The following is a 26,712-nucleotide window of genomic DNA, read 5'->3' as shown; positions in this document are numbered from 1 at the left end:
GCTTCTTATTTGAATTACGCTCCGTACTATCAAATTCGGCTCATGCCGTGCTTATGTCCTCCAATCCACTGCTTAAGTTATAAAAAAAAGACAAAGTAAGACTGTCATTTAAAAACTAAACCCTTTGCAAGTTTGAAACGCAGCAAGAGTTCTTAAAAAGAAAAACACTGCCAAAATTTTAGGTTTAAAAAAATTAATAAAATGGATAGTTAACGAGAAAAGATTATTTTAAAAAAAATTATTTTTTTCTTTCAATGACATAATTTACCATTAAAATAAGTGCCTCTTTAAATTCAGAATTGGGATAGTTATCCAAAATCAAAAGGGCTTCTTGCTGAAATTCGACCATTTTTTGTTCCGCATAAAGCAATCCGTTATTGTTTTTCACAAAAGCAATCACTTCTTTGACGCGTTTTTTATCTTTATTATGGTTTTTTATGGAGTTGATCAACCACGTTTTTTCTTTTGAAGTACACGTATTCAGAACATGAATAAGTGGCAATGTCATCTTTTGTTCTTTGATGTCAATTCCGGTTGGTTTACCAATAGCTTCCTCCGTATAATCAAATAAATCATCTTTTATTTGAAAAGCCATGCCTATGAGTTCTCCAAACTTGCGCATGTTTTCAACCTGAACTTCCTCTTCAATTACTGATCTTGCTCCCAGAGCACAACAGGCAGCAATAAGTGTAGCTGTCTTTTTCCGAATGATTTCATAATAGATATCTTCTGTAATGTCAAGTCTTCGGGCTTTTTCAATTTGGAGTAATTCCCCTTCACTCATTTCACGTACTGCTACGGAAATAATTCGGAGTAAATCGAAATCACCATTGTCTATAGAAAGCAACAATCCTTTGGACAACAAATAATCACCAACAAGTACGGCAATTTTATTTTTCCAAAGCGCATTTAGCGAGAAAAAACCTCTTCTGCGGTTGCTGTCATCTACTACATCATCATGAACTAATGTAGCGGTATGAATAAGTTCAATAACACAAGCGCCGCGATATGTACGCTCGTTTACAACTCCTGCCGAAACCATTTTGGCCGTCAAAAAAACAAACATGGGACGCATTTGTTTTCCTTTTCTATTGACAATATAATACGTGATTCTATTCAACAAAGCCACTTGAGACGTCATCGATTCGTAGAACTTTTTTTCAAAAAGTTCCATTTCATCAAAAATGGGCTGTTTAATTTTAGAGGTCACATTCATTAGAATTCAAAGGTACATTATTAACCTGCCATTATTTTGATATTTCCATAAAAACCGAATCCTTTTACGCTTCCTTGTTTGCTAATTGTCCGCAGGCAGCATCTATATCTTTACCGCGACTTCTTCGCACTTTTACAACAATTCCGGCAGCCTCAAGCGCTTTTATGTACGCCTCTATTGATTCATCAGAGGCTTGTTGAAACTCCCCATCATCAATGGGATTATATTCAATAAGATTCACTTTGCAAGGAACATATTTACAAAACTTTACTAAGGCCTCTATCGAAGCTTTATTGTCATTTATATCTTTCCAAACAACATATTCGTAGGAAATTTTGCTTTTTGTTTTTCGGTACCAATACTCTAATGATTCCCGCAACTCTGCCAATGGAAAGTTTGCGCTAAACGGCATGATTCTGGAACGAATTTCATCGATTGCTGAATGTAGCGAAACGGCCAACTTAAACTTCACCTCATCATCCGCTAATTTCTTAATCATTTTAGGCACTCCTGAAGTAGAAACCATAATGCGTTTAGGCGACATTCCTAACCCTTCTGGAGAAACAATCATTTCAATAGCTTTCAAGACATTGTTATAGTTCATAAGAGGTTCTCCCATTCCCATGAAAACGATATTTGATAACGGATGATTGTAATACAAACGGCTTTCTTTATCAATGGCTATTACCTGATCATAAATTTCCGCTGGCTCCAGATTTCGCATTCTTTTTAATCGCGCTGTAGCGCAAAAATTACAATCCAAACTACACCCCACCTGACTGGAAACACAAGCTGTAGTCCTGGTATTAGTAGGAATCAAGACTGATTCCACCACCAACCCATCATGCAAACGTACAGCATTTTTTACCGTTCCGTCTTCACTGCGTTGCATTGTATCTACTTTGATATGGTTGATCACGAAGTGTGTTTCAAGCATAGCACGCGTTTCTTTAGACACATTAGTCATATCCTCAAAACTATGCGCACCTTTGCTCCACAACCATTCGTAGACCTGATTTCCGCGAAAGGCTTTGTCTCCGTTAGTGATAAAAAATTCGCGTAATTGTTCTTTGGATACCGCTCGTATGTCTTTTTTCTCGATTTGCATGGTGCAAAGTTAATGACAATTTGTTGATTTGTTGATTTGATAATTTGATAACTTTGTCACAAATTGAAAAAACTCAACTAATGCATTTCATTTCCCAAGAATTAGAAGATTATATCGAGCAACATTCCGAAAAAGAGCCTGCTTTATTAGCGGCACTAAATAAAGAAACCTACCAGAAAATTTTATTGCCACGCATGTTAAGTGGTCATTTTCAAGGTCGGGTTTTGAGTATGCTATCAAAATTGATTCGACCTATGAACATTCTGGAAATTGGGACTTATACCGGGTATTCCGCTTTATGTTTGTGCGAAGGCATGCGGGAAAATGGTCAATTGCATACGATTGACATCAAAGAAGAATTAGTTGATTTCCAGCGCAAACATTTTGACAAGTCATCTTGGGGAAAGCAAATTGTACAACATTTAGGTGAAGCAACAGCCATAATCCCAACTTTAGAACTGCAATTTGATTTGGTCTTCATCGATGCTGATAAAGAAAATTATCTGAATTATTTTGAAATGATTGTTCCTAAAATGAATAAAGGCGGCGTTATCCTATCCGATAATGTTTTGTGGAGCGGAAAAGTTCTGGAACCCTTACAAACCAATGATGTGAGTACAAAAGTATTACAAGCCTACAATCAATTATTAAAAAATGACCCCCGTATAGAAACTGTTTTATTGCCTATTCGTGATGGATTGACAGTGAGCAGAGTGCTTTAGTTAGCAATCTTTTTTTGAAACCAAATACCTTAGCCCCGGCAGGAACGACATCTCCCGATGTAGAAAAACAAGATCTTTAATCGTAGTTTTATATCGGAAATACAGTCTAGAGCAGGAAACGACTCCTGCTACTTGATAGGATTAACTGGGAAATATTTTTTCTGTGCTATTGTATATCCTTTAAACATAAGTGTTCCAAAAATAACGCCACATAAATAGCCGGATAAAATATCCAATGGATAATGCAATCCTAAATAGATTCTACTGTAGGCAAAAACTAAAGGCCATAAGAACAGAAAGGCCATATATTTAGTCGTTTTTTTGAGAACAAAGTATAAAAAAACGCAAACAGCCATTGTGTTTGAGGAGTGACCCGAGAAAAAACTAAAGGAATTGCGGACTTGCACAATACGAATAAAGGAATTGATTTCCGGATTATTACAGGGACGCAATCGTTGAAATCCGTTCTTGAATAAGTTCGTTGTCTGATCTGTAATTGTCACTAAAAGAGCTGCAAACAACAATACATATAAGGTTTGCTGTAGGCCTAATTTTTTATAAATGAAATACAACAAAAGCAAAAAAAGCGGAATCCAATTGAATTGACTGGTGATAAACAGCCAAAACCCATCATAAGTGGTCGAACCTAAACCATTCAAATAAACAAATAACTGGGTATCAAGGGATACTATTTTTTCTATCATTATACCTGACGTTTTATGGGACCTGCGGCATCTTCAATAATTTCTTTTGTTGTGTTGATCTGCGAAGTTGTTTCTTCCCGTAAACTCTCAGTAGTTTTATTAATTTCGGTCGATACGCCTTCTGTAATGTTTTTAAATTGCGAGGTATCCCCCATCAAATTGTCCTTTGCTTTATTGATTTCAGTCGTAATATTACCTCGAAAATCGCTCAAAGATTTGGTGTCAAACCCATTCGCCTCTGCTCCTTTTTGAATTTCGCTTTTTATATCGTTAGTTGCATTTTTCAATTGCGCCATTGCTTTACCCATCGTACGTGCCATTTCAGGTACTTTATCTGACCCAAAAAGCATGAGCACTATAAACATAATAAATATTAATTCTCCTCCTCCTATGCCAAACATATTTTTTGTTTTTAGTTGCTACAAAGATACCTAATTTTGAAACTTTGCGTTTTAATTTTTTCATAAAAAAAGACTCTTTTTAGAGTCTTTTTTTAGCAGTACCGTTTATTTAATCAAATTTAGACTTCACTTCTTCTTTTGGCCACGTGTTATTGGTTACATCAATATCAGCTGTTTCTAATTTTGGATCTATCTGGATTTTTTTGATTGCTTTTTCAGTTGCATACACTTTCTTAGCCGTATCATTGTTTTTTCTCCAGATTTGCGCAGGATATTTGAAGGTTTCTTTTGTATCATCTTCATAGGTTAGCTCAACAATGATTGGCATTAACATACCGCCTGGCTTGTTGAAATCTACTTCATAGAAATACTTTGGCGATTTAAGTTTAGCTTTTTCATCTGCAGTAAAATTTTGATTTACATACTCCGAAAGTAAATTTACATCTGCAATTGCCAATGCTTTTTTATCTTTAGCGGACAATTCTTCACTTGTTTCTGGGACTAAATAAAGGAAGGGTCCTTTTTCTTGTCCAAAACGACCTCTTCGTACTGTGGCGTCTTTTAAATCTTTCGTGGGAGTCAGTGAAACATAATATTGTTTAACTTCCTTGATGCCTATATCTACAAAATCCGTGGAGTAGAACCAACCTCTGAAAAACCAATCTAAATCTACTGCAGAAGCATCTTCCATAGTTCTAAAAAAATCTTCTGGTGTTGGGTGCTTGAATTTCCATCGGTTTGCATATACTTTAAAAGCATGATCAAACAACTCTCTTCCCATGATAGTTTCTCTAAGGATATTTAAGCCTGTTGCTGGCTTTCCGTAGGCGTTTGCCCCAAATTGAACTATTGTCTCCGAATTAGACATAATAGGCTCCAAGAATTTTTGATCCCCGCTCATGTACGGAACGATCTTACTTGCTGGACCACGACTGGAAGGAAAATTAGTTCCCATTTCTTGCTCTGCCATATACTGCATAAAGGTATTCAATCCTTCATCCATCCAGGACCATTGACGTTCATCAGAATTTACAATCATAGGAAAGAAATTGTGTCCTACTTCATGAATTGTTACACCTATCATTCCATTTTTTATGCGATCACTAGTAACACCTTTTTCATCTGGACGCCCGTAATTCCAACAAATCATTGGATACTCCATTCCTTGATCTTCAGCAGATACTGAAACTGCTTTAGGATAAGGATAGTCAAAAGTATGCGCTGAATAACTTTTCAGCGTGTGTGCTACGGTTCTTGTTGCCGTTTCTCCCCAAAGTGGATTGGATTCTTTTGGATAAACTGAAATTGCCATTACCGTTTTATCATTCAATTTAACGGCCATTGCATCGTATATAAACTTTCTAGAAGTAGCAATACCAAAATCCCTCACGTTTTTAGCGCTAAATTTCCATGTTTTTTTCTTATCTGAAAATCCTTTTTCGCTAGCTTCCGCCTCTGCTTGCGTAACAACAACTACAGGTTTGTCGTACGTTTTTTGTGCTAACTCATATCTTTTTAGTTGCGCCGCCGTAAACACTTCACTCCTATTCATAAGATCACCCGTAGCTTCCATAATGTGATCTGCAGGTACCGTGATGTTCACATCAAAATCACCAAAAGGCAACGTAAACTCTCCCGTTCCCCAAAATTGCATATTCTGCCATCCTTCAACATCATTGTATACTGCCATTCTAGGATAAAACTGCGCAATTACATATAATTTATTTCCTGATTTTTCAAATAATTCATACCCGGATCGGCCGCCTTCAGCTCTGTAATTATTGATATTATACCACCAATTGATTGCAAAAGAGAATTTCTCTCCTGGTTTCATCGGTGTCTCTAAATTAATACGCATCATAGTTTGGTTGATCGTAAAAGATAACGGATTTCCTTTCGCGTCTTTTACAAAGTCAATATTAAAACCACGCTCTAATTCTTGTTTTAAAAACTTATTTGTGAAGTTTCCCGCCGGAAAAACCTGTTCCATTCTTTGGCTTTCTGCTAAAGGGGTTTGCGAATTTTTAGCGGATTGATTTTGGTCTAGTTGTACCCACAAATATTCTAAGGTATCAGGTGAATTATTATAATACGTAATAGTTTCAGAGCCTGTTAGCTTAGAATTTTTGTCGTCTAAATCAATATTGATTTTATAATCAGCTTGTTGCTGGTAATAAGCAGGACCCGGAGCTCCTGAAGCCGTACGAAATAGGTTAGGCGTAGCTAACAAATCATACATTTGACTAAACTTATTGGTATCGTACTTTCCGGTTTGTTTTGGCGTTACCGTAGTCGATTTTTCTTGCGCAACTAACAACGCAGGAAGAAATAAAAATAAAAATATTTTTTTCATAGTAAATTTATGGTTCATTAATTGTGTGAAACTAGCATTTTAAATAGCCGTTTCAAAATTTATTCATACTTTAAAACTCCAGTTGATACAGAATCTGTAAACAGCATCGTGTTTTTAATCCCAAAAACCTTAAAATGCATGATGTTTTGCTGCTCGTTATTTCCTTCAATAAGGACTGTATTATACACTTCAAGAGTCGTTATTTTTGGAATATCTTTTATGCTCAAATAACAAATAAGCACATCGCCTTCCATTTCTTTACTCAAAAGATACATCGTGGTGGGATGTCCATTAATTTTTATGGAAAACTTTTCAGTGAAATACTTTTTCAATAAAACCAAATCCGCAGCGGTTTCTTTCTCAGAACCCAAGTTGATTTTTTTACTGTACTTTTTTCCGATAGCACTATTCAAATCATCTACAAAAATACGCGAGGTGATTTGGAGCATTTTCTTTTCGGGAGCGTAATTCACCTGATACAATGCCACGTAAAACTTGTGCATACTGAACGAAGTTAACGTCAAAAATAGCAGTCCAAAAAAGGAAATTAAAATTATTTTTTTCATTCGAAGATTCTATTTGTTTTTTATCGGAAAATGGTATCGCCATTCTTCAATCTTATTTGTATTCTGGAATCATGGCGATTTCATTTTTCAAAAGTAGTAATTCTTTTAAACTCTTCGTTCTTGGTAATTAAGAAATCAATCAGCAAAAACTCATCTTCTTGTTTCAAAAGGGTTTTTGCTTTTGGATCACCCTCACAATAATCCAGAAAAAGACCTATCTCATCCTTTTTCAACCTCAATGTATTGGTAAAAAAATAAGCATCCATTCCTTTCGAGACTACATCCGAAAAATCTACATTTGGATTTAAACCTGCTTTATCTTCGGAATCTTTCTTAAATAATTTCGAAACCATTTTGAACACTCTGACAAAATCCATTCCGTTTTCTATAGTCCCGTCTGACGGCATTGTTCTATTAATAGGAGATGATTTTTCGTCATCTACAAATTGCATATCTACAATGCGCTGCGAACCTCCTACTATGGGTTTAATTTCGGCTTTTCGTTTCACAATAACTTCATTGAGCAGCGTAGTTTGCGTCTCTAAATTAATTACAAACAACGATTTTTCAAAATCTTTTTCCGCAACAACTATCTTTTTAGACTTGAATAAACTACTTGAAACAAGCAACGTATCTTTCGCTTTCGCCAAAATATCAAAAAAGCCCTGATTACTTATAAAAGTTCTGGTTTTTGAATTTAAATTAAAAACATACCCGTGATCCACTAAAGCAGATTCGTTAATAAACTGACCATGTAAAGACTTCCTGCTTTCATTTTGACCAAAAGAAAATTGGCAAAAGAAAATTAAACAAATGATTTTTATTCTTGTTTTCATTGTGATTTTTTTTAGTATTATTTTTTTAAAGACTGTTATCTATTTTCTTTGGCAAGTATAGCCTTATATTCTTCGGCCAAAGCTACCATAAAAAAAGTAGTCTTTTGTTTATTTTTGGAGGCTAAAACTTCCAAAAAAATTTCATTTTCTACTATAAAATATTTAAAACCAGTAACGTAATCACTTGCAATCCCCAATTGAACCGTAAAATATTCTGGATTGTACAATTCAGAAATTAATTTGATATCGTTTTCTTTTTTCTCCAAAACAACTAATTTCTTAAGCCGTTTCGTTCTCCCATTGATCTTGTTTAGCAGCTTTTCATGGTGCGTTTGTCCAAAAGAAATTTGGTTTAGTAAAAATAACATCCCCGATAAAACACTATTGATTTTCAAGGGCTATTATTTCGTTATAATTTGCAGCAAGGCTTACAATTAAATACATAACCAATGTTTTATTTTTAGCACGCAACGCATTTGCAAAAGCTATATTATCCACACAATAATATTGAAATCCTTTGATATAATCCGAGGGTATTTTTAATGTTTGCGTATAGTACTTATCCTCAAAAAGCCCATCAATTCTCGCTAGTAACTGTTCTTTCTTCTCAATTATAATTTCTTTTTTCAACATGGCTTTTCGTCCAGAAATAGTATTGAGCAATCCATCAATTCCTCCACCGGAAGTTGCGGTGTATAATTTCCTCTCAGCAGGCGTATATTTCTTTTGACCGTAGGGAATAATCCCTAAACTCTCTGCTGAAATAGAAGATTCACCGACTACAACCTCATTCAGAATAATGCTTTTTGGGATCATTATCACTGAAAAAACCGTTTCTAATACATCTTGTTTATTAATTTTTCGGCGTAATGTTTCCAGATTAACGGCAGTAAAGACTAAAACGTCGCCTTCTTTTGCAGGTATAACAAAAAAGCCATTACCCTGTGACACGGTTGCTTTTCCTGTTGATATATTTACAATATTAATGCGGTCAACAGCAACAGAATCCGAAGTGATTTTTCCTCGAATTTCCTTTACCATTTCTACCTGTCCAAAAGTGGCTTGAACTACGAGAAAGAATAACAACTGTAAGGTATTTTTAATTTTCACTGGCAATTATTTCTTTATATTTTATTGCTAATTCCCCCATCAAAAAAGTGGTCATCGTCACATTTTTAGATTTCAAAACAGCCACAAATCGTTCGTTTTCAAGGCTGTAATATTCAAATCCTTTGACATACTCAACCGGTATTTTTAACTTACTCACAAAATAGTCAACGGCAAACAGGTTCTCTAATTGCCTCAAATAGGATTCTTTCTGCTCCACTTCAAGTTCTTTTTTTAGCATTTTTGTTCTTCCTGAAATCCAGTTCAATAACGGATCTGCTGACACGGACCCTCCCATCATGCTACCCACATTAGCACTGGCATTAAGATTGCTGGCAGTATATAATTTGCGTTCTGCAGGGGTGTAAATTTTTTGCTCTCTAGGAATTATCCCCATTGATACTGCATTGATCCCATTTCGAACAATAACTTCCCGCAATTGATTCGCAATAGGTGTCATTTTTTCAAAAAGAATCCCTTGATCAAAATGGACTTGGGTCAAAAGTATTTTGGTATCTTTGAACTGCACTGCTGAAAACAACAACGTATCACCAACGGCAGCCATAATAGAAAAGTTACCATCCTGACCCGTAATAGAAGTCTTCTCTGTTTTTTTATTTATGACATAAACCCCTTCCGGAACAGAAACATCAGCTGTCACTTTTCCGTTCAGTTGTATTCGGCTTCCTTCTTGTGACATCGCCGCTGTTGTTGCAAAAGCCAAAAACAAATACACAATTCTAATCATCGTTCTTGAAGTCCTTATTGACTTATCGTAAAAGTATCTTAATGCACTCCAAATTAATTACTAATGCCTTGGTAAAAAAATGTTAATTAAAAATTTGAAATAAAAAAGCCTGATTTAATACCTTTAGCGCAAATTATGTATCAAAAAAAAATGAAAAACATCCTAATTGCAAGCACATCTACTCTTGCAAACGAGAACTATCTGGACTATTTATTACCAGAATTACAATTGCATTTTCAAAACTGTAATACAATTCTCTTTATTCCTTACGCCAGACCTGGTGGGATCTCTCATAAAGAGTATACTGCAATGGTACGCTTGGCTTTCGCCAAAATAAATAAAGAAATAATTGGAATTCATGAGTTTGAAAACACCAAATTAGCTGTAAAAAAAGCAGAAGGAATTTTCACAGGAGGTGGAAATACATTTGTTTTAGTATCACAATTATACAAAAACAACCTTATGGAAACCCTCACTGATGTGGTAAAAAACGGAACTCCGTATTTTGGAACAAGCGCAGGAAGTAACATTTGCGGATTAACGATGCAAACAACAAATGACATGCCAATAGTTTATCCCCCAAGTTTTCAAACGCTGGGATTGGTTCCTTTCAATTTGAATCCGCATTATTTAGATCCGGATACTACTTCAACACACATGGGCGAAACTCGCGAAACCCGAATTAAAGAATACCATGCATTTAATACTGTTCCGGTTTTAGGATTGAGAGAAGGAAGCTGGCTGGATATAAAAGGAGATTCAATCACCCTGAAAGGCAATCTGACCGCACGATTGTTTCGACAAAATCAAAGTCCTGAAGAACTAGAAAGCGGAACTGATTTGAGTTTTGTAAAGTAATCCTAAAATAAATGACAAAAAAAAGCCAAAACAATTATGTTTTGGCTTGAAAGAGCGAAAGACGAGGCTCGAACTCGCGACAACCAGCTTGGAAGGCTGGAGCTCTACCAACTGAGCTACTTTCGCATGATAACAGTAAAATAAAATTTCAAACTAAAATTTGAAATTCAGAGCGAAAGACGAGGCTCGAACTCGCGACAACCAGCTTGGAAGGCTGGAGCTCTACCAACTGAGCTACTTTCGCATTAACAACGGTGCAAATATAATTAATAAGTTTGCTTCAATGCAAGTTTTTTTCTTAAAAAGTCTCAAACTTACTCCGACAGTCTTTTTTTAAAAGAGGATTCAAATCATAAAGAATTTAATATGAAAATATTATATCCTTATACTACTCAAAAAATACTTAAAAAAAAACAAAGCAAAACATCAAAAAAAGGGCTGTTTAAAGACTTTTTCAGTACAATATCTTAAATTTAGGGATGAGAACTCGCTAGAAAACGGTCGTTTTGACGAAGATACTTGAGCAACAACTTGCCGTTTTGAATAGTATGCTGCTATAATCTCTTAAAAATAGCCCTCGTATTCAAGGCTAAAAATGATTTATTTACCAAAATAAGCAATTTCAAATATGGGTAATGACCATTCTAAAACAGGTTCAAACAAACTGGTTTAGGCAAAAAACGAATTGTTCCCGGAGAAAAACGGCATCTCAAACAGAAACCAAATGTAATTTAGTTCAACGACCCAAAAGAAGTCCTTGGCTTTTACAAAAAAACAGAATATTTTACAAAGGAGTTAATAGTAACGGAATATTTACTGAACGACGGAGTCAATTGGAATCTGGAATAAATCAAAGAAACGTTACAGAACAAAAGAACAAAATTTGTCAAAATCAAAAAAAAAGTCGCCTTTCATCTCTTATATTGGACTGCTTGGAGCGAGAACAATAAATTGATTTTTAAAGATGATAGCGATACTTTTGATGCTGCTTTATACGGCAAATTACAAAACTGATTTGGATCCAAATTTTGACACTCTTGAAGGATGATAAATAAAGAAACAGGATTTATCTTTGATAACACTGATAATTGCTTTAGACAAGGTTACAGGAACAGCAGGACAACCCAAACTTCTTCCTAATCTTTGATTGTTTTTTATAAATGAATTAGAAACATACTCTGCTGCATGCATCACCACGCCTCTTGCTCTGGCATTATCATTTACTCCTTTTTCCAGACCATCTAATCGAAGTGACATCCCATGTTTACCAACGTAAATTTCGCCTGTTGAATAAAAGCCTAAACTACTCTTAAAGGATTCCGCAGTATTTGAAAAATTCGAAGCAAATTCATCGCCCGTATTTCTACCATGTGCAACCAAAGAATTAAATAAGACCTCACCGGTACCCAGATTGATCACCCAGAGTCTTTTAATATTAGAAGACAAACTAAAATCAATTAAGGTCAAAATTTCCTTCTTGACTAATCCTTTTTCTTTCAACAAATAGTATCCTTTTAGCGCTTCGGAGAAACTTTCTAATTTAGGCAGTGCAAATTTATTGGAATGCAAATTATTATATGCCACTGTAATATTATCGTCTAAACTCGGTTTCACAGCTTCAGCGTAAATCACTGGCGTGTGTGTCTTTGGTTCAGGAAAGTTGTTTTTGATTGGCACAAACGAAACTAGCAGCAAAAAAATAGTAAGAAATATGTTATAAATCATTGATTGTCTTTAAGTTATGGACTAATTGAGGATTGCAAACGTACGTTAAAAATCAAGCCAGAAACCACTTTTTAACAAAGTTTATTCTAACTCTAACGAAAAAAGTGACAAAATATTGAGTAATAAACTTAAAAAAAATACCGTTTATATGTTAATTTTACTATTTTTGTTCAATTATCCTTCAGATTTATGTTCAAATTACTACCTATCACTTTATTATATTTCATATTCTCTAGTTTGAATGCACAAAGTCAAAAAAAAACGCTTCAGGCAAAACCCACCACAGAAAACATTATAATTGACGGAAGATTTAATGAGGAAATATGGAAAACCGCCGCAGTAGCTTCGGATTTTATCATGTTTGAGCCTGATAATGGCAAACCAATCAGTCCGGATAAAAAAACAGAGGTAAAAATATTGTATGACAATAATGCCATTTACATCTCAGCACTGCTATATGATGACGAACCTGATAAAATTCAGAAAGAAATTACGAATAGAGATATTTTTGGTGTTTCCGATCATTTTTCCGTCTATATCAACGGATTCAATGATGGCCAGCAAGATTTTCGTTTTTTTGTAAGTGCGGCAGGCGTACAAATGGACTGTATAGCAACGGAAGATTTTGAAGATTTTAGTTGGGATGCCATTTGGGACAGCCAAGTAACACTCACTGAATTTGGCTGGACTGTAGAAATGAAGATTCCCTACGCCGCTTTACGATTTTCCAAAGCGGACAAACAAATCTGGGGGTTAAACTTTATGCGGGAAATCAAGCGCGACGTACAAAAATATACCTGGAATAGGATTGATACTAAAATTGGAGCCGTAATTCCGCAAGCGGGAATCCTGCAGGGAATTGAAAATATAAAGACACCGACACGACTTTTTTTGATTCCGTATTCATCGGCGTATTACCAACAAAGTGCGATAGGCTCCGGCATTACTTTAAAAGCGGGCTTGGATATCAAATACGGCATCAATGATTCCTTTACATTAGATGCTATTTTGGTACCTGACTTTGGTCAGACAAAATTTGATAATGCAATATTATATTTAGAACCATTTGAGCAACAATTAGAAGAAAACCGGCCTTTTTTTACAGAGGGAACCGATCTTTTTAACAAAGGTGGTTTGTTTTATTCCAGACGAATTGGCGGAGGATCCACTACAGAATTACTCCTTGATAATCAAGAAGAAATAACAAATTATCCCAGTACCGTAAACTTACTGAATGCCGTAAAAATATCCGGCCGAACCGAGAAAGGATTGGGAATTGGATTCCTGAATGCCGTTACGGAAAAGACTAAAGCTACTATTTTAAACAACGACACCGGCCAAATTAGAAAAGAAGTAATTGAACCTTTGACTAATTATAATCTGTTTGTAGTAGATCAACGTTTTAACCAAAACTCATCTGTTTCTTTTATAAATGCAAACACCACCAGAAATGGCGATTTCAGAGATGCAAATACCTCTGCATTGTTATTTGATTTGAATACAAAAGCCAATACCTATAGTTTGTATGGCGATTTCAAATACAGTTCCATCAAAACGACTGAAGATTACGACGGATTTAAAACAGAAATAGGTTTTGCCAAAACGAGTGGGAAATATCGGTATGGATTTTCTGGAAAATACGTCTCAGAAAACTATGACATCAATGATTTAGGAATCAATTTTTATTCTAATTACCACAATGCCTATGCAAATGGAAGCTACAGAATTGTAAATCCGACAAAACTATTTAATACCTTCAGAATCAATCAATATGTCAATTTTGAAATAGACAACACCTCCGGTAAGTTACAGACTGGTGCTTTTGGAACAGAAACTAAGGCCACAACATTAAATAACGACGCTTTAGAATTTGTAGTAGAGTTTTCTCCATTGAAAACCTATGATTTTTATGAACCACGAGAATATGGCAAATATGTATTTCTCCCGGAAAAAGTTTTTGCAGCAGTAAATTTCACGTCTAACGACAACAATCCTTTTACATTAGTACTCCAGCCTTCCTTCACAAAATACAATGAAAAGAACCGAAACGTTTATGGGTTGTATATAAGTCCAAAATACCGATTTAACGACAGACTTTCCATTACTTACATATTGGATTATTTTAACAAAACCAATGATCGTGGCTGGGTAGATTCGGATCCTACGGGGATAATTTTTGCAGAACGCAGCAGAGAAACTGCCCAAAATGATTTTACCGGAAAATATGCGATCAACAATAGAATGACTGTAAACCTAACCGCACGCTATTATTGGTCCTATTCAAAAAATCATAAATTCCTTACCTTACAAAACTCCGGTTATTTGACTCCAAACAATACCTACGCACAAAATAAAGACAGGAATTTTAATTCTTGGAACTTCGATTTATCCTATTCCTGGTGGTTTGCTCCAGGAAGTGAAATCTCTGTTTTGTACCGGAATTTTGGTATAGAAAGAACAGATATGGTGGAAAAAGATTTGTCTGCAAATCTTAAAAACATTTTCAACAGTGACCTGACCAATGTGCTTTCTATTAGCATCCGCTATTTTATAGACTACAATGTGATCAAAAATAAATTTTAATTTTTTTGAATCAAACTGTAACATTCCATTGAAAAGAAAGTCTAGTAGAATAAACTATTGTGTGAATTGGTACATTTTCACTTTGAAACTATTTTAGTTTTTCTAATTTTGTTCCAACCATTGAACTATTTCATGAAGAATTCTTTCTTATTTTGTTTTTTAGCACTCTCTTTTATTGGCTACAGCCAAAAAAAAGTATTACACACTAAATTTATTTCGGATAAAATTACTATCGATGGAAACCTAGATGAAGCGACATGGCAATCCGCAGCAATAGCGACTGATTTTATCATGTTTGAACCTGATAACGGCAAAAAAATTCCTGACAATAAAAGAACAGAGGTTCGCATAGTCTACGATAATGATGCCCTATATATTGGCGCAACTATGTATGATGAAAATCCTGATAAAATCCTGAGAGAAATTACCCAAAGAGATAATTTTGGCACTACTGATCTTTTTGGCGTTTTTATAAATGGTTTTAATGATGGGCAACAAGATTTTCAATTTTTTGTCAATGCAGCAGACGGTCAGGCTGATTGCATCACTACAGATACCAATGGCGAAGATTATTCCTGGGATGCCGTATGGAATAGCAAAGCAGTAATTACGAAAAAAGGCTGGATTGTAGAAATGCGAATTCCCTATGCAGCCTTGCGTTTTTCGGGAGAAAAGAAACAAACTTGGGGACTTAATTTCTTTAGGGAAATACGACGAGACCGTCATAAATACACTTGGAATTTCATCGATTCTAAATTAGGCACCTTTACCCAGCAAACCGGAATTCTGGAAGGAATTGAAAATATAAAACCACCTACCCGACTCTTTCTTTTGCCGTATTCTTCCTTTTATGTAAATGCAAACAGCCAAGAAAAAACTATCGGGACACTCAAAGGCGGATTGGATTTGAAGTACGGAATAAATGATGCTTTTACTCTGGACATGATCCTTGTGCCTGATTTTGGACAAACAAAATTTGATGATAAAATTCTAAATCTCGGTCCTTTTGAACAGCAATTCAACGAAAACAGACCTTTTTTTACAGAGGGAACGGATTTGTTCAGCAAAGGCAATCTACTATATTCCAGACGGATTGGGGGAACGCCCTCCTACAAACTAAATAAAAATGAATCGTTTGCGGAAGCCCCAAATATTAGTCTTATTAATGCCTTTAAAATTTCGGGACGAACTAAAGACGGATTAGGAATAGGAATTTTGAACGCTGTTACTAAAAATACCCCAACGACTATTTTCAACAATGAAAGCAGGGCATTAAGAACTGAACTTGAACCTCTGGCTAACTATAGTGTATTGGTTTTAGACCAGCGCTTTCGCAAAAACTCCTCAGTTGCATTTGTAAACACCAATGTAACTCGGAACGGACATTTTCGTGATGGGAATGTTACGGCATTAGTTTGGGATTTGAATACAAAAAAGAACACCTACAACATTTCGGGAGATTTTAAGTACAGTTACATAAATGATACAGAAGAGAAAACAGGGATTAACTCCCAATTGAATTTCTCTGAAACCAGCGGAAAATTTCGTTACGGGCTGGGCGCTGATATCACAACTAAAAATTTCGATAACAATGATTTAGGAATCAATTTCGAGACTAATTATTATAGCATTTATGGCAATTCCAGTTATCGAATATTGAATCCAACGAAGTATTTCAACACTTTTAATGCTCGAATAAATATGTATTCCCAATTTCAAAAAGAAACTGGCAAAGTGCAGTCCAGCAACATCAGCTTTCAGATTAACTCAAATAACAAAAAAAATCATTATTTTGGAATGGGAATTGATGCCAATCCATTAGAAACATTTGATTATTATGAACCCAGATCGGCAGATCGATTTGTAATAAAACCAACCAAAATTGGTGGCTTTGTTTATCTTTCTTCAAATTATAATAATCCATTTGCAATTAATTTTAACCCTTCATTTGCAATTTTTGATGAAACCGGAAGAAACTCTTATGGGTTTTCTTTAGGTCCGAGATACCGATTTAGCGATAAATTATCTTTGAATTACAATTTCAACTTTTTGAGACAAAACAATAACAAAGGGTATGTAGACAGTGTGAATGACGACATGAATGCAACCACACCAAACACAATTGTTTTTGCCAATAGAAATGTAATTACGTATTCTAATACTCTTTCAGGGAAATATTCATTAAACAGTCAGATGACTTTTAATCTCTCAATACGTCAATACTGGTCGTATGCTGAAAACAAAAACGCATTGTCATTGCAACAAAACGGCAGATTGGCTAATTTCATGGCCTACACTAGCAATAAAAATTCCAGTTTTCACTCCTGGAATACGGATTTATCCTATTCCTGGTGGTTTGCCCCCGGTAGCCAAGTGTCCGTTCTCTATCGAAATAATGCAGCTGCATTTGAAAGAAATATTAATAAAGAATTTGGTGAGAATGTGACTAATTTATTGAACAACGAAGCACTAAGTCATGTTTTTTCGATAAGCATTCGCTATTTTATAGATTACAATGAGGTTAAGAACAAATTCTAAAATACGTTTATTTCAAAAAAGTCCCTTTTCTATAGCAAAATAATCATTATTTGCAGGTGATCCCCTTAGAATGAATAATAGTGTTTTTGATTCATTCGAACCTTTTTAGAAATGTTTTATCTTTGTTTAAAATAAATTTCCATGAACAAAAAAGTAATTCTTATGATTCTGGATGGTTGGGGAAAATCTCCTGACCCAAAAGTTTCTGCAATCGACAATGCCAATATCCCTTTTATTAATAGCCTATATAAAAATTACCCCAGTGCTCAACTACGAACTGACGGTTTAAATGTTGGACTTCCTGAAGGCCAAATGGGAAACAGTGAAGTAGGACACATGAATCTTGGAGCAGGTAGAATTATATATCAGGATTTAGCTAAGATTAACCTTGCTGTTGCAAATGAAACTTTAGCAAAGGAGCCCGTTTTAGTTGATGCTTTTACGTATGCCAGAACACACAATAAAAAAGTACATTTTTTAGGCCTAGTTTCTGATGGTGGTGTACACTCACACACCTCTCATTTGCGCGGTTTGATTGACGCTACACAACAACACAGATTACAAAAAGTTTTCGTTCATGCTTTCACGGACGGTCGCGATGTGGATCCAAAATCCGGTACACATTACATTCAGGATTTACAGAATTATATGGCGAATACTACTGTAAAACTGGCTTCGGTTGTGGGACGCTATTATGCAATGGATCGGGACAAACGCTGGGAAAGAGTAAAACTAGCTTACGATTTATTGGTAAACGGAATTGGAACACCTACCACAAATGCAGTAGCTTCTATCCAAGAAAGCTATGACGTCAATGTAACGGATGAATTTATTCACCCAACAGTTATGGTGGATGAACTAGGCAAACCTGTAGCAACCATAGAAGATGATGATGTGGTTATTTTCTTTAATTTCAGAACGGATAGAGGAAGAGAACTAACCGAAGTATTGACACAAATAGATTGTCATGAGCAAAACATGCACAAACTCAATTTGTATTATGTGACGCTAACCAATTATGATGAAACTTACAAAAACATAAAAGTCGTATATAACAAAGATAATATCACGGAAACCCTTGGGGAAGTTTTAGAAAAAGCCCATAAAAAGCAAATTCGTATTGCCGAAACGGAGAAATATCCACACGTGACTTTCTTCTTTTCTGGCGGGAGAGAACAGCCTTTTCTTGGCGAAAGCCGCATCCTGAAAAACTCTCCAAAGGTAGCCACGTATGATTTACAACCGGAAATGAGTGCCTTTGAATTAACAGAATCTTTAGTTTGTGAACTAGAGAAAGAAGAGGTAGATTTTGTTTGCCTAAATTTTGCCAATGGGGATATGGTAGGACACACCGGAATTATGAGTGCTGCCATACAAGCCTGTGAAGCCGTTGATAAATGCGTAGCAAAAGTAATCACAACTGCATTAGCGCATAATTACACTACCATTGTCATTGCAGATCACGGGAACTGTGAAACGATGATCAATCCTGATGGAAGTCCAAACACCGCACATACAACTAATCCCGTTCCCATTATTTTAGTAGACAACGACTTGAAAACCATTCATGATGGAGTTCTTGGCGACATTGCTCCAACAATCTTGGAATTAATGGGTGTGGAAAAACCTGCTGTTATGACCTGTCATTCCTTACTTTAAGGATACTAAGTAAGTCGAAAGTTTAAAAGTCGTAAAGTCAAAAGAATTAACTTTAAGTAAAACCGCTTTAAATCAGATTGTTACATAATTTTATCCTGATTTTAAAATACGACATTATACCATGGTTATTACTTAGATACAAATGTCCCAATAAAAAACTACTTGATTCAAGTAGTTTTTTTTTACAAAAAAAAGTTAAATACTTTTATGTTTGATAGCGTTACTATTATATTTGCAAACAAGAAACAATCACTAACAAGAAAGCATGAATTCTACTGTACTTGTGTTCAATAGCAAATAAAAGATGGGTAATAACCCTACGAATCAAACTAAATTCAAACACAATGAAAATATTTTACACAATCACCCTTTTTTTAATGACCCAAATAAGTATTGGGCAAATCGTTGATTCGATTCAAATCAAAAAAGTGTTCACTAATATAGAACAGGCTTTAAAGGAGCCCGAAAAAGTGTTCCGCCTAAATTTGAGTAATCAAACCTTAAAATTGGACAGCCTTAACTGGTCAAAATTCATAAATCTTGAGTACTTAAGTTTGAAAAATGATCATTTAACGGTAATTCCAAAAGAAATAACACTACTAAAAAAACTTAAAGTACTAGAATTAAGCGGAAATGATTTTTCAGTATTGCCAGAAGATTTTTGGAAGTTAAAAAGCTTAGAAGAACTTTTTTTAAACGATGAAACAAATTTAAATTTAGAGGCGAATATAGAAATAATGAGCAAAATGAAATCTTTACGAATATTACATTTAGAAAATGACAATTTAAACAATATGCCATCATCCATCAGTAGTTTAAAAAATTTAGAATTTTTATATTTGAACAACAATCAATTTAAAGAAATTCCAAAAGAAATCAAACAATTAAAACACTTACAATTACTCGAAATAAAAGATAATAAAATTATGGTTCCAGAGCGGTCTACAGAAAATTTGAATTTTGGTTTTAGAGTAAATCTATAGAACAGGCATAAAAAACAGAGTAGCAACCATTCACGGACTGAACGTTTTAGTATGGTGGCCGTATTAAAACAAGTAGTTGCTACATTTTTATTTGTTTTTAACAAAAGTAAAGAACTTGGGCAGTACAAAAAACGGCTAGCTCTATTGCAATTTATTCAGTTCGTCTGAATGATCCTGCTAATTATGGTGCGCTAAGCATCCGCATTAACCAAATATAGAATCTAAAATTAAAGAAATTACACCCAGAAATCAGAGAATAAATGTATCTAAATTCAATGCTTACAATATATTTAGTAAAACACTTTTTTATAGCTGGTAATGCTACTATATTTATATAAAATTTCAATAAAATGAATACGGTTCTCTCCAATTTAAAAATACAAATCAACGAAAAAATCTATGTAAAGGATCCTGAGACATCAGCTTTAGGAAAAAAAATCATAGAGCAAAGTATCCTTTTAATCCATGAGATTGGCTTTGATAATTTTACTTTCAAGAAATTAGGAGAGAAAATCAAATCTAATGAAAGTTCCATCTATCGGTATTTTGAGAACAAACATAAATTACTGGTTTATTTATCGTCCTGGCATTGGAGTTGGATGGAATACAAGCTAGTTATTGCAACCACAAATGTTTTGGATCCCAAAGAAAAACTCAGAAAAGCCATTACAATTGTTACTGAAAAAATAACGAATGACAATAGTGCCTTATACATTAACGAGGCCGTTCTAAATAAAATTATCATTTCAGAATTTACTAAAACGTTACATACCAAAGAAATCGATCAGGAAAACAAGGAAGGTTTTTTCTTGATTTACAAAAGAGTAATCAATAGAATTGTGGCTATTGTAAAAGAAGTAAATCCGGAATACCCCTTTTCAAAATCCCTAATTTCAACAATTGTTGAAGGAAGTTTGCACCAACATTTTTTAATGGATCATTTAAAAACCATCACAGATTGTACTGATTCTGAGAGCACCACTGATTTTTATCAAAATCTTGCAGAAAAAGTTTTAAGTTAAAAAAAAAAAAAAAACACTCCCATTATGACTCCCTTAAAACGATTTTACAATCTACTTGAATTAGATAAAAAAGACGTCTATCAAATATTTTTTTACGCCATTTTTGCCGGACTACTCAGTTTGTCCCTTCCACTGGGAATACAGGCAATTACAAATTTTATCCAATCCGGAAGAGTTAGCGCATCATGGATTGTGCTAATCATTTTAGTCATTTTTGGTGTGGCATTAGTGGGTATTTTATCCATCATGCAATTGCGGATTACGGAAAACTTACAACAAAAAATATTTGTACGTTCCTCTTTTGAGTTTGCTGCACGACTGCCTAAAATAAAATCAAAAGAATTATACTACAGCTATCCGCCGGAGCTAGCCAATCGTTTCTTTGACACAATGATAATTCAAAAAGGGACTTCAAAGTTACTAACTGATTTCTCTGCAGCATTGTTACAAATTGTTTTCGGGATAATATTATTGTCCTTATACCATCCTTACTTTATCATATTTGGTGTTTTACTGCTTGCATTGCTGTATTTTATTTTTAAATTTTCTTTTAAATCCGGACTGGAAACGAGCTTAAAAGAATCTAAATTCAAATACAAGGTAGCGAGTTGGCTACAAGAAATAGCTCGCAATAATTTTAGTTTTAGAAACGAGCTAAATTATGATTTTGCTTTAAAAAAAACCAACATGATTGTAACCGATTACCTGGTGTATCGAGATAAACATTTTAATGTGATCAAAAAACAATTTACGCATTTGATTATTTTCAAAGTCATCATTACCGGAAGTTTACTATCCATCGGTGGATTCTTAGTTTTATCTCAACAAATGAATATTGGCCAATTTGTAGCTGCTGAAATTATTATTTTATTAGTTATCAATTCCGTCGAAAAAATAATTATTGGATTGGAAACTTTTTATGACGTACTCACATCTATTGAAAAAATCGGAGAGGTAACGGACTTAGAATTAGAAAATTCTTCCATTGTTAACAGTGACATCTGTTACAATAAAATCTCAATGGAAATAGAAAACCTTACATTCAAATTTCCAGATTCAGAAAAAGAAATTTTAAACTCTATTTCATTAAAAATAGAACAAGGAGACCGAATTGTAATAAATGGAGAAAATGGCTCTGGAAAAACAACTTTAATTAGGATATTATCCGGCTTATTGCAGCCTACCAGCGGTTCCTTTTATGTAAATGACGATACTTTTCGTAAAATAAACATAAAACAATACCTCTCGCAAATAGGAAGTGTCATTTATGGAGAGAAACCTTTTGAGGGAACCTTGCAAGAAAATATTACTTTTAACGATCCTTCCGTCAGTTCCGAAGATATAAAATGGGCGGTAGACGGAGTACAACTCACCTCTTTTATCAAATTGTTCCCTAAAGGATTAGACACCCGAATTTACCCAGAAGGACGACAATTATCCTCGTCTAACGCGCAAAAAGTACTATTAGCCAGAAGCATCATTCACAAACCCAAAATACTTTTTTACGAAGACCCAACTGACACCATGGATGAAAAAGTAGCTAATGAAATTATAGATTTTATTACATCCGATAAAAATAAATGGACGATTATCGTATCCTCAAAAAACCCGTATTGGGAAACCAAATGCAATCGAAAAATCACGATGAAAAATGGGCATATTCAACTTGATTTAAAAAAATAATTAGTCATGCTAAACATTTCAGACAACAAAATAAAACTGCAACAGCTAGACCAATACGAAGCGGTCAAAAATCTAACAAACAGGCCGCATTATAAAATTTTAAATAAAATTATAGCGGGTGTTTCCATAATTGGTATAATTGCACTTTTCTTGCCATGGACTCAAAATATTTCTGGTACTGGAGCTGTTACCACCTTAAAACCAAGTCAAAGACCACAATCTATCCAAAGTATAATCTCCGGTCGAATTGAAAAATGGTACGTTCAGGAAGGCGATTTTGTCAAGAAAGGCGACACCATACTCTTTATCTCAGAGATCAAAGAAGATTATATGGATCCAAATTTAGTGCAAAATACCAAAAGTCAGATCGATGCCAAAAAACAATCTTTGCAATCTTATGGGTCTAAAGTAAGCACGCTTTTAGAACAAATTCAAGCCATTGAAAGGGAGAAAGTCTTAAAACTAGAACAAGCACAAAACAAAATAAAACAATCTGTTTTAAAAATAGAAAGTGACAGTATGGATCTTGTTGCGGTAAAAACCCAACTAAAAATTGCAACTACACAATACAATCGATCCGTACAATTGAACAAAGAAGGCTTGAAACCGCTAACTGATATTGAAGAAAAAAGATTAAAACTGCAGGAAGTTGAAGCTAAAATCATCACTCAAGAAAACAAGTACTTAATCAGTAAAAACGAGTTGATCAATGCAAAAGTAGAAATAAACCGAATAAGTGCGGAGTATACGGAGAAAGTTTCTAAAGCAAATAGTGAAAAATTCACAGCGCTCAGCAGCCAGTTTGAAACAGATGTTCAAGTCTCTAAACTGGAGAATCTATACGCAAACTACAGCATCCGTAATGGAATGTATTACATCAAAGCATCCCAAAACGGCTATATCAACAGGGCCTTGCAATCCGGCCTTGGGGAAACAGTGAAAGAAGGCACTCCAATAGCCACTATCATGCCCTCAGATTATGATATCGCTGTGGAAACATTTGTAAATCCAATCGATTTACCATTATTAGCGAAAGGTGAAAAAGTACGCGTTTGGTTTGATGGATGGCCTACTATTGTTTTTTCAGGATGGCCTAATATGTCTTACGGAACTTTTGGAGGTGAAATTGTAGCTATTGAAAATTTCATTAGCGTCAATGGAAAATACCGAGTTTTGATTGCTCCAGATAAAAACGAAGATAAATGGCCTGTTCAATTAAGTATTGGTGCTGGTGCGCAAACAATCGCTTTATTGGACAATGTTCCTGTATGGTTCGAGCTGTGGAGAACCTTAAACGGATTTCCGCCTAATTATTACAAACCTTCGCCTACAATAACAACAGAAAAAAAATAATGAAACAGATATTTTTAGCATTTTTATTCTTCGGGCTTTCTGCGGGTGCTCAAGAAAAAATATCCAACGAACTGACCTTTACTGAATTTCTGGGGTATGTAAAAAAGTACCATCCCTTAGTGAAAAATGCCAATTTAGAGATCAGTAAATCGCAAGCTAATTTGATGATGGCCCGTGGTGGTTTTGACCCAAAAATTGAAGTTGATTTCAGTGAAAAACAATTCAAAGGCAGCGAATATTATTCCATTTTAAACAGCAGTTTCAAAATACCCACATGGTATGGCATCGAGATTAAAGCGGGCTTCGATAATAGTGAAGGTGTGTACTTGAATCCCCAAAACACGCTTCCCAATCAAGGATTAACTTCGCTAGGAGTGACCATTCCGCTTGGGCAAGGTTTGTTTATAAATCAAAGGATGGCTGATGTTCGAAAAGCCAAAATGCAAATGCAACTGAGTCTGGCAGAACGAAAACTGCAGGCCATTGTGGTTTTATATGATGCTTCACTGGCGTATTTCAATTGGAAAAAAAACTTCAACGAAGTTGCCTTGTACCAGGAATACAACCAGAATGCACAAATTCGTTTCAAAGGAATTCAATCGTTAATCATTCAAGGGGACAAACCCGCCATTGATAGTGTTGAAGCAGGAATTATTGTGAAAAACAGAAAGCTGAGCCTGGAGGATTCGAACCTAAAATTGGCTAAAGCCAAATTAGAACTAGCAACTTTTCTTTGGCTAGAAAACAACATTCCGCTGGAATTATCCGATGCCTTAATTCCTGAAATACAATTAGAATTTACCATTCAGGAAAGTTTAAAAACCAATGCCTTATTGAATTCAGATTTCTCCATCACCAATCACCCCAAAATAAATGCATTGCAAAGCAAAATTGATATGCTGAATGTGGAACGAAAACTAAAAGCCAACATGCTTTTGCCTAAAATTGATGTGGGGTACTCTTATATTTCAGAACCCAGTTATATTGACAACTATCAATTTGAGGATTATAAAATTGGATTGGATTTCTATTTTCCTTTATTTCTTAGAAAAGAACGCGGTAGTTTGAAACTGGCAAAATACAAAGTACAGGAATCTGAATTTGTATTGGATTTGGAAAAAGTGCAGTTGACTAATAAAATCAATGCCCAAAAACTAGAAATCAAATCACTCTTAAAACAACAGGAGTTAATCAAAGATTTAGTGCAAGACAATCTCATCATGCTAAATTCAGAGGAACGTTTGTTCTCTTTTGGTGAAAGCTCGTTGTTTTTAATCAATATCCGGGAAAATAATTTAGTTACGGCACAACTTTCGAAAATAGCATTAGAAAACCGTTTTTACATCTCTAATTCGGACCTTTTTAAAATCATGGCCAATCCGGATTAAATACTTATAAAATTGTATTTTTGCAACTTGAAAAAATGAAATTATGATTATTATAAAATCCCGTGAAGAAATAGAATTAATGCGCGAAAGTGCGCTGATCGTATCAAAAACATTAGGAATGATTGCTTCTGAAATCAAAGAAGGAGTTACCACATTATACCTGGATAAATTAGCCGAAACCTTCATTCGCGACCATGGCGCTGAACCAAGTTTTCTTGGCTTATATGGTTTTCCAAACTCCCTTTGCATGAGTCCAAACGCACAAGTAGTCCATGGAATTCCAAATAACAAACCATTAGAAAGCGGGGATGTAATCTCGGTAGATTGTGGAGCTTACAAAAATGGATACCATGGCGATCATGCGTACTCTTTTGAAATTGGCGAAGTGGCTCCGGAAACTAAAAAACTATTACAGATAACCAAAGAATCTTTATATGTAGGAATCCGAGAATTTAAAATAGGAAACCGCGTGGAAGATGTGGGCAATGCCATTCAAAAATATACCGAATCATATGGATACGGTGTCGTACGGGAATTAGTGGGTCATGGCGTAGGACAAAAAATGCATGAAGATCCTGAGATGCCTAATTATGGCAAAAAAGGAAGAGGCAAACTTTTTGTAGAAGGAATGGTTGTTGCCATTGAGCCGATGATTAACATGGGAACTAGAAACATCAAGCAACACAAAGACGGCTGGACAATCACGACAGCTGACGGAAAACCAAGTGCCCATTTTGAACACGACGTAGCCATTATCGATGGGAAACCAGAAATTTTATCCACTTTTGCTTATGTTTATAAAGCGTTAGGAATTGTAAGTACAGAAGAAGATGAGTTTAGACGAGAGCCTTTAGTATTGTAAAGCATTTCACAAAGATTCACAAAGTAAACTCAAAGATTCACAAAAATTTAAGTCCTAAATTATTTATAAATGACAAACGAAGAATTTATAGAGATCTCTGAAGATTTACAAGCAATTTCTTATAAAGTAATTGGTCTAGCTATTGAAGTTCATCGTCAGCTTGGTCCGGGACTTTTGGAATCAACCTATCAAGAATGTCTTTTTTATGAAATCAAAAAAGTGGACATGCTAACTTAGCCATCACATTAAGTTAAGAAATAATCTTAATTTTAGCCTATGAAACAAGTCCGCAAAATT

General features: G+C 34.9%; 23 protein-coding genes and 2 tRNA genes. 12 read left to right on the top strand and 13 right to left on the bottom strand.

Features of this window, described 5'->3' with window-relative positions; all coding sequences use genetic code 11:
- Positions 1–238 precede the first annotated feature (238 nt).
- Both EKL98_RS04100 and rlmN read right to left on the bottom strand, forming a co-directional pair.
- On the bottom strand, positions 239–1,216 hold the full coding sequence (locus tag EKL98_RS04100; protein WP_126458881.1) for a polyprenyl synthetase family protein: 978 nt from the start codon (positions 1,214–1,216) through the stop codon (positions 239–241).
- A 64-nt stretch (positions 1,217–1,280) separates the two neighbouring features.
- Positions 1,281–2,324 (bottom strand): 23S rRNA (adenine(2503)-C(2))-methyltransferase RlmN, encoded by a 1,044-nt coding sequence (gene rlmN / locus EKL98_RS04095; RefSeq protein WP_126554535.1) that lies wholly within the window; start codon positions 2,322–2,324, stop codon positions 1,281–1,283.
- A gap of 80 nt (positions 2,325–2,404) precedes the next feature.
- On the opposite strand from rlmN, the gene EKL98_RS04090 reads away from it, so the two are divergent.
- Positions 2,405–3,046: an O-methyltransferase gene (locus tag EKL98_RS04090; RefSeq protein ID WP_126458875.1), complete on the top strand. Its 642-nt coding sequence runs from the start codon at positions 2,405–2,407 to the stop codon at positions 3,044–3,046.
- A 128-nt stretch (positions 3,047–3,174) separates the two neighbouring features.
- Here EKL98_RS04090 and EKL98_RS04085 read toward each other — a convergent pair whose 3' ends face one another.
- The 8 genes from EKL98_RS04085 to EKL98_RS04050 all read right to left on the bottom strand — a co-directional run bounded on the left by EKL98_RS04085 (position 3,175) and on the right by EKL98_RS04050 (position 9,761).
- Positions 3,175–3,750: a phosphatase PAP2 family protein gene (locus tag EKL98_RS04085; RefSeq protein ID WP_126554537.1), complete on the bottom strand. Its 576-nt coding sequence runs from the start codon at positions 3,748–3,750 to the stop codon at positions 3,175–3,177.
- Complete coding sequence (locus EKL98_RS04080; protein WP_126451902.1) at positions 3,750–4,151, bottom strand: Sec-independent protein translocase subunit TatA/TatB; 402 nt, start codon at positions 4,149–4,151, stop codon at positions 3,750–3,752. The genes EKL98_RS04085 and EKL98_RS04080 overlap by 1 nt, the downstream gene beginning before the upstream one ends.
- Before the next feature lie 109 nt (positions 4,152–4,260).
- Positions 4,261–6,504, bottom strand: a complete 2,244-nt coding sequence (locus EKL98_RS04075) for a M1 family metallopeptidase (protein ID WP_126561624.1) — start codon at positions 6,502–6,504, stop codon at positions 4,261–4,263.
- 59 nt (positions 6,505–6,563) lie between these two features.
- The gene (locus EKL98_RS04070) at positions 6,564–7,070 is read right to left on the bottom strand and encodes a DUF6702 family protein (RefSeq protein ID WP_126458867.1); all 507 of its coding nucleotides are present in this window, start codon (positions 7,068–7,070) and stop codon (positions 6,564–6,566) included.
- Positions 7,071–7,150: 80 nt separating this feature from the next.
- Positions 7,151–7,906 (bottom strand): hypothetical protein, encoded by a 756-nt coding sequence (locus tag EKL98_RS04065; protein WP_233588543.1) that lies wholly within the window; start codon positions 7,904–7,906, stop codon positions 7,151–7,153.
- Between the two features lie 35 nt (positions 7,907–7,941).
- On the bottom strand, positions 7,942–8,172 hold the full coding sequence (locus tag EKL98_RS04060) for a hypothetical protein (RefSeq protein ID WP_126561623.1): 231 nt from the start codon (positions 8,170–8,172) through the stop codon (positions 7,942–7,944).
- A 115-nt stretch (positions 8,173–8,287) separates the two neighbouring features.
- Complete coding sequence (locus tag EKL98_RS04055) at positions 8,288–9,016, bottom strand: carboxypeptidase-like regulatory domain-containing protein (RefSeq protein WP_233589355.1); 729 nt, start codon at positions 9,014–9,016, stop codon at positions 8,288–8,290.
- Positions 9,006–9,761 carry a hypothetical protein gene (locus tag EKL98_RS04050; protein ID WP_126561621.1) on the bottom strand — a complete coding sequence of 252 codons (756 nt, stop codon included), beginning with the start codon at positions 9,759–9,761 and terminating at the stop codon, positions 9,006–9,008. The genes EKL98_RS04055 and EKL98_RS04050 overlap by 11 nt, the downstream gene beginning before the upstream one ends.
- Before the next feature lie 150 nt (positions 9,762–9,911).
- On the opposite strand from EKL98_RS04050, the gene pepE reads away from it, so the two are divergent.
- Positions 9,912–10,619 carry a dipeptidase PepE gene (gene pepE / locus EKL98_RS04045; protein ID WP_126561620.1) on the top strand — a complete coding sequence of 236 codons (708 nt, stop codon included), beginning with the start codon at positions 9,912–9,914 and terminating at the stop codon, positions 10,617–10,619.
- Positions 10,620–10,672: 53 nt separating this feature from the next.
- Here pepE and EKL98_RS04040 read toward each other — a convergent pair.
- The 3 genes from EKL98_RS04040 to EKL98_RS04030 form a co-directional block, all read right to left on the bottom strand.
- Positions 10,673–10,745, bottom strand: a tRNA-Gly gene (locus tag EKL98_RS04040).
- Between the two features lie 45 nt (positions 10,746–10,790).
- Positions 10,791–10,863, bottom strand: a tRNA-Gly gene (locus tag EKL98_RS04035).
- A 758-nt stretch (positions 10,864–11,621) separates the two neighbouring features.
- A complete protein-coding gene (locus tag EKL98_RS04030) occupies positions 11,622–12,344 on the bottom strand; it encodes a murein L,D-transpeptidase catalytic domain family protein (RefSeq protein ID WP_126554545.1) in 723 nt (240 codons plus the stop codon).
- A 189-nt stretch (positions 12,345–12,533) separates the two neighbouring features.
- Here EKL98_RS04030 and EKL98_RS04025 point away from each other — a divergent pair, with 189 nt between their 5' ends.
- The 10 genes from EKL98_RS04025 (at position 12,534) to EKL98_RS03980 (ending at position 26,652) form a co-directional block, all read left to right on the top strand.
- Positions 12,534–14,927 (top strand): DUF5916 domain-containing protein, encoded by a 2,394-nt coding sequence (locus tag EKL98_RS04025; RefSeq protein ID WP_126561619.1) that lies wholly within the window; start codon positions 12,534–12,536, stop codon positions 14,925–14,927.
- A gap of 132 nt (positions 14,928–15,059) precedes the next feature.
- Positions 15,060–17,465: a DUF5916 domain-containing protein gene (locus EKL98_RS04020; protein WP_126561618.1), complete on the top strand. Its 2,406-nt coding sequence runs from the start codon at positions 15,060–15,062 to the stop codon at positions 17,463–17,465.
- 141 nt (positions 17,466–17,606) lie between these two features.
- Positions 17,607–19,124, top strand: coding sequence for a 2,3-bisphosphoglycerate-independent phosphoglycerate mutase (gene gpmI / locus EKL98_RS04015; protein ID WP_126561617.1), 1,518 nt, complete (start codon positions 17,607–17,609; stop codon positions 19,122–19,124).
- A gap of 485 nt (positions 19,125–19,609) precedes the next feature.
- The gene (locus EKL98_RS04010) at positions 19,610–20,107 is read left to right on the top strand and encodes a leucine-rich repeat domain-containing protein (protein WP_158618319.1); all 498 of its coding nucleotides are present in this window, start codon (positions 19,610–19,612) and stop codon (positions 20,105–20,107) included.
- A gap of 350 nt (positions 20,108–20,457) precedes the next feature.
- The gene (locus tag EKL98_RS04005; RefSeq protein WP_126561616.1) at positions 20,458–21,129 is read left to right on the top strand and encodes a TetR/AcrR family transcriptional regulator; all 672 of its coding nucleotides are present in this window, start codon (positions 20,458–20,460) and stop codon (positions 21,127–21,129) included.
- A gap of 24 nt (positions 21,130–21,153) precedes the next feature.
- Positions 21,154–22,812, top strand: a complete 1,659-nt coding sequence (locus EKL98_RS04000) for a peptidase domain-containing ABC transporter (protein WP_126458833.1) — start codon at positions 21,154–21,156, stop codon at positions 22,810–22,812.
- 6 nt (positions 22,813–22,818) lie between these two features.
- On the top strand, positions 22,819–24,165 hold the full coding sequence (locus EKL98_RS03995; RefSeq protein WP_126458830.1) for an HlyD family secretion protein: 1,347 nt from the start codon (positions 22,819–22,821) through the stop codon (positions 24,163–24,165).
- A complete protein-coding gene (locus tag EKL98_RS03990; RefSeq protein ID WP_126561615.1) occupies positions 24,165–25,553 on the top strand; it encodes a TolC family protein in 1,389 nt (462 codons plus the stop codon). Before EKL98_RS03995 ends, EKL98_RS03990 begins: the two co-directional genes overlap by 1 nt.
- A 43-nt stretch (positions 25,554–25,596) precedes the next feature.
- Positions 25,597–26,415, top strand: coding sequence for a type I methionyl aminopeptidase (gene map, locus EKL98_RS03985; protein WP_126561614.1), 819 nt, complete (start codon positions 25,597–25,599; stop codon positions 26,413–26,415).
- 69 nt (positions 26,416–26,484) lie between these two features.
- Positions 26,485–26,652, top strand: coding sequence for a GxxExxY protein (locus EKL98_RS03980; protein ID WP_126561613.1), 168 nt, complete (start codon positions 26,485–26,487; stop codon positions 26,650–26,652).
- Positions 26,653–26,712: the final 60 nt, after the last annotated feature.

This window comes from Flavobacterium bomense (assembly GCF_003970355.1).
This window is presented reverse-complemented; position numbering and strand designations above follow the sequence as displayed.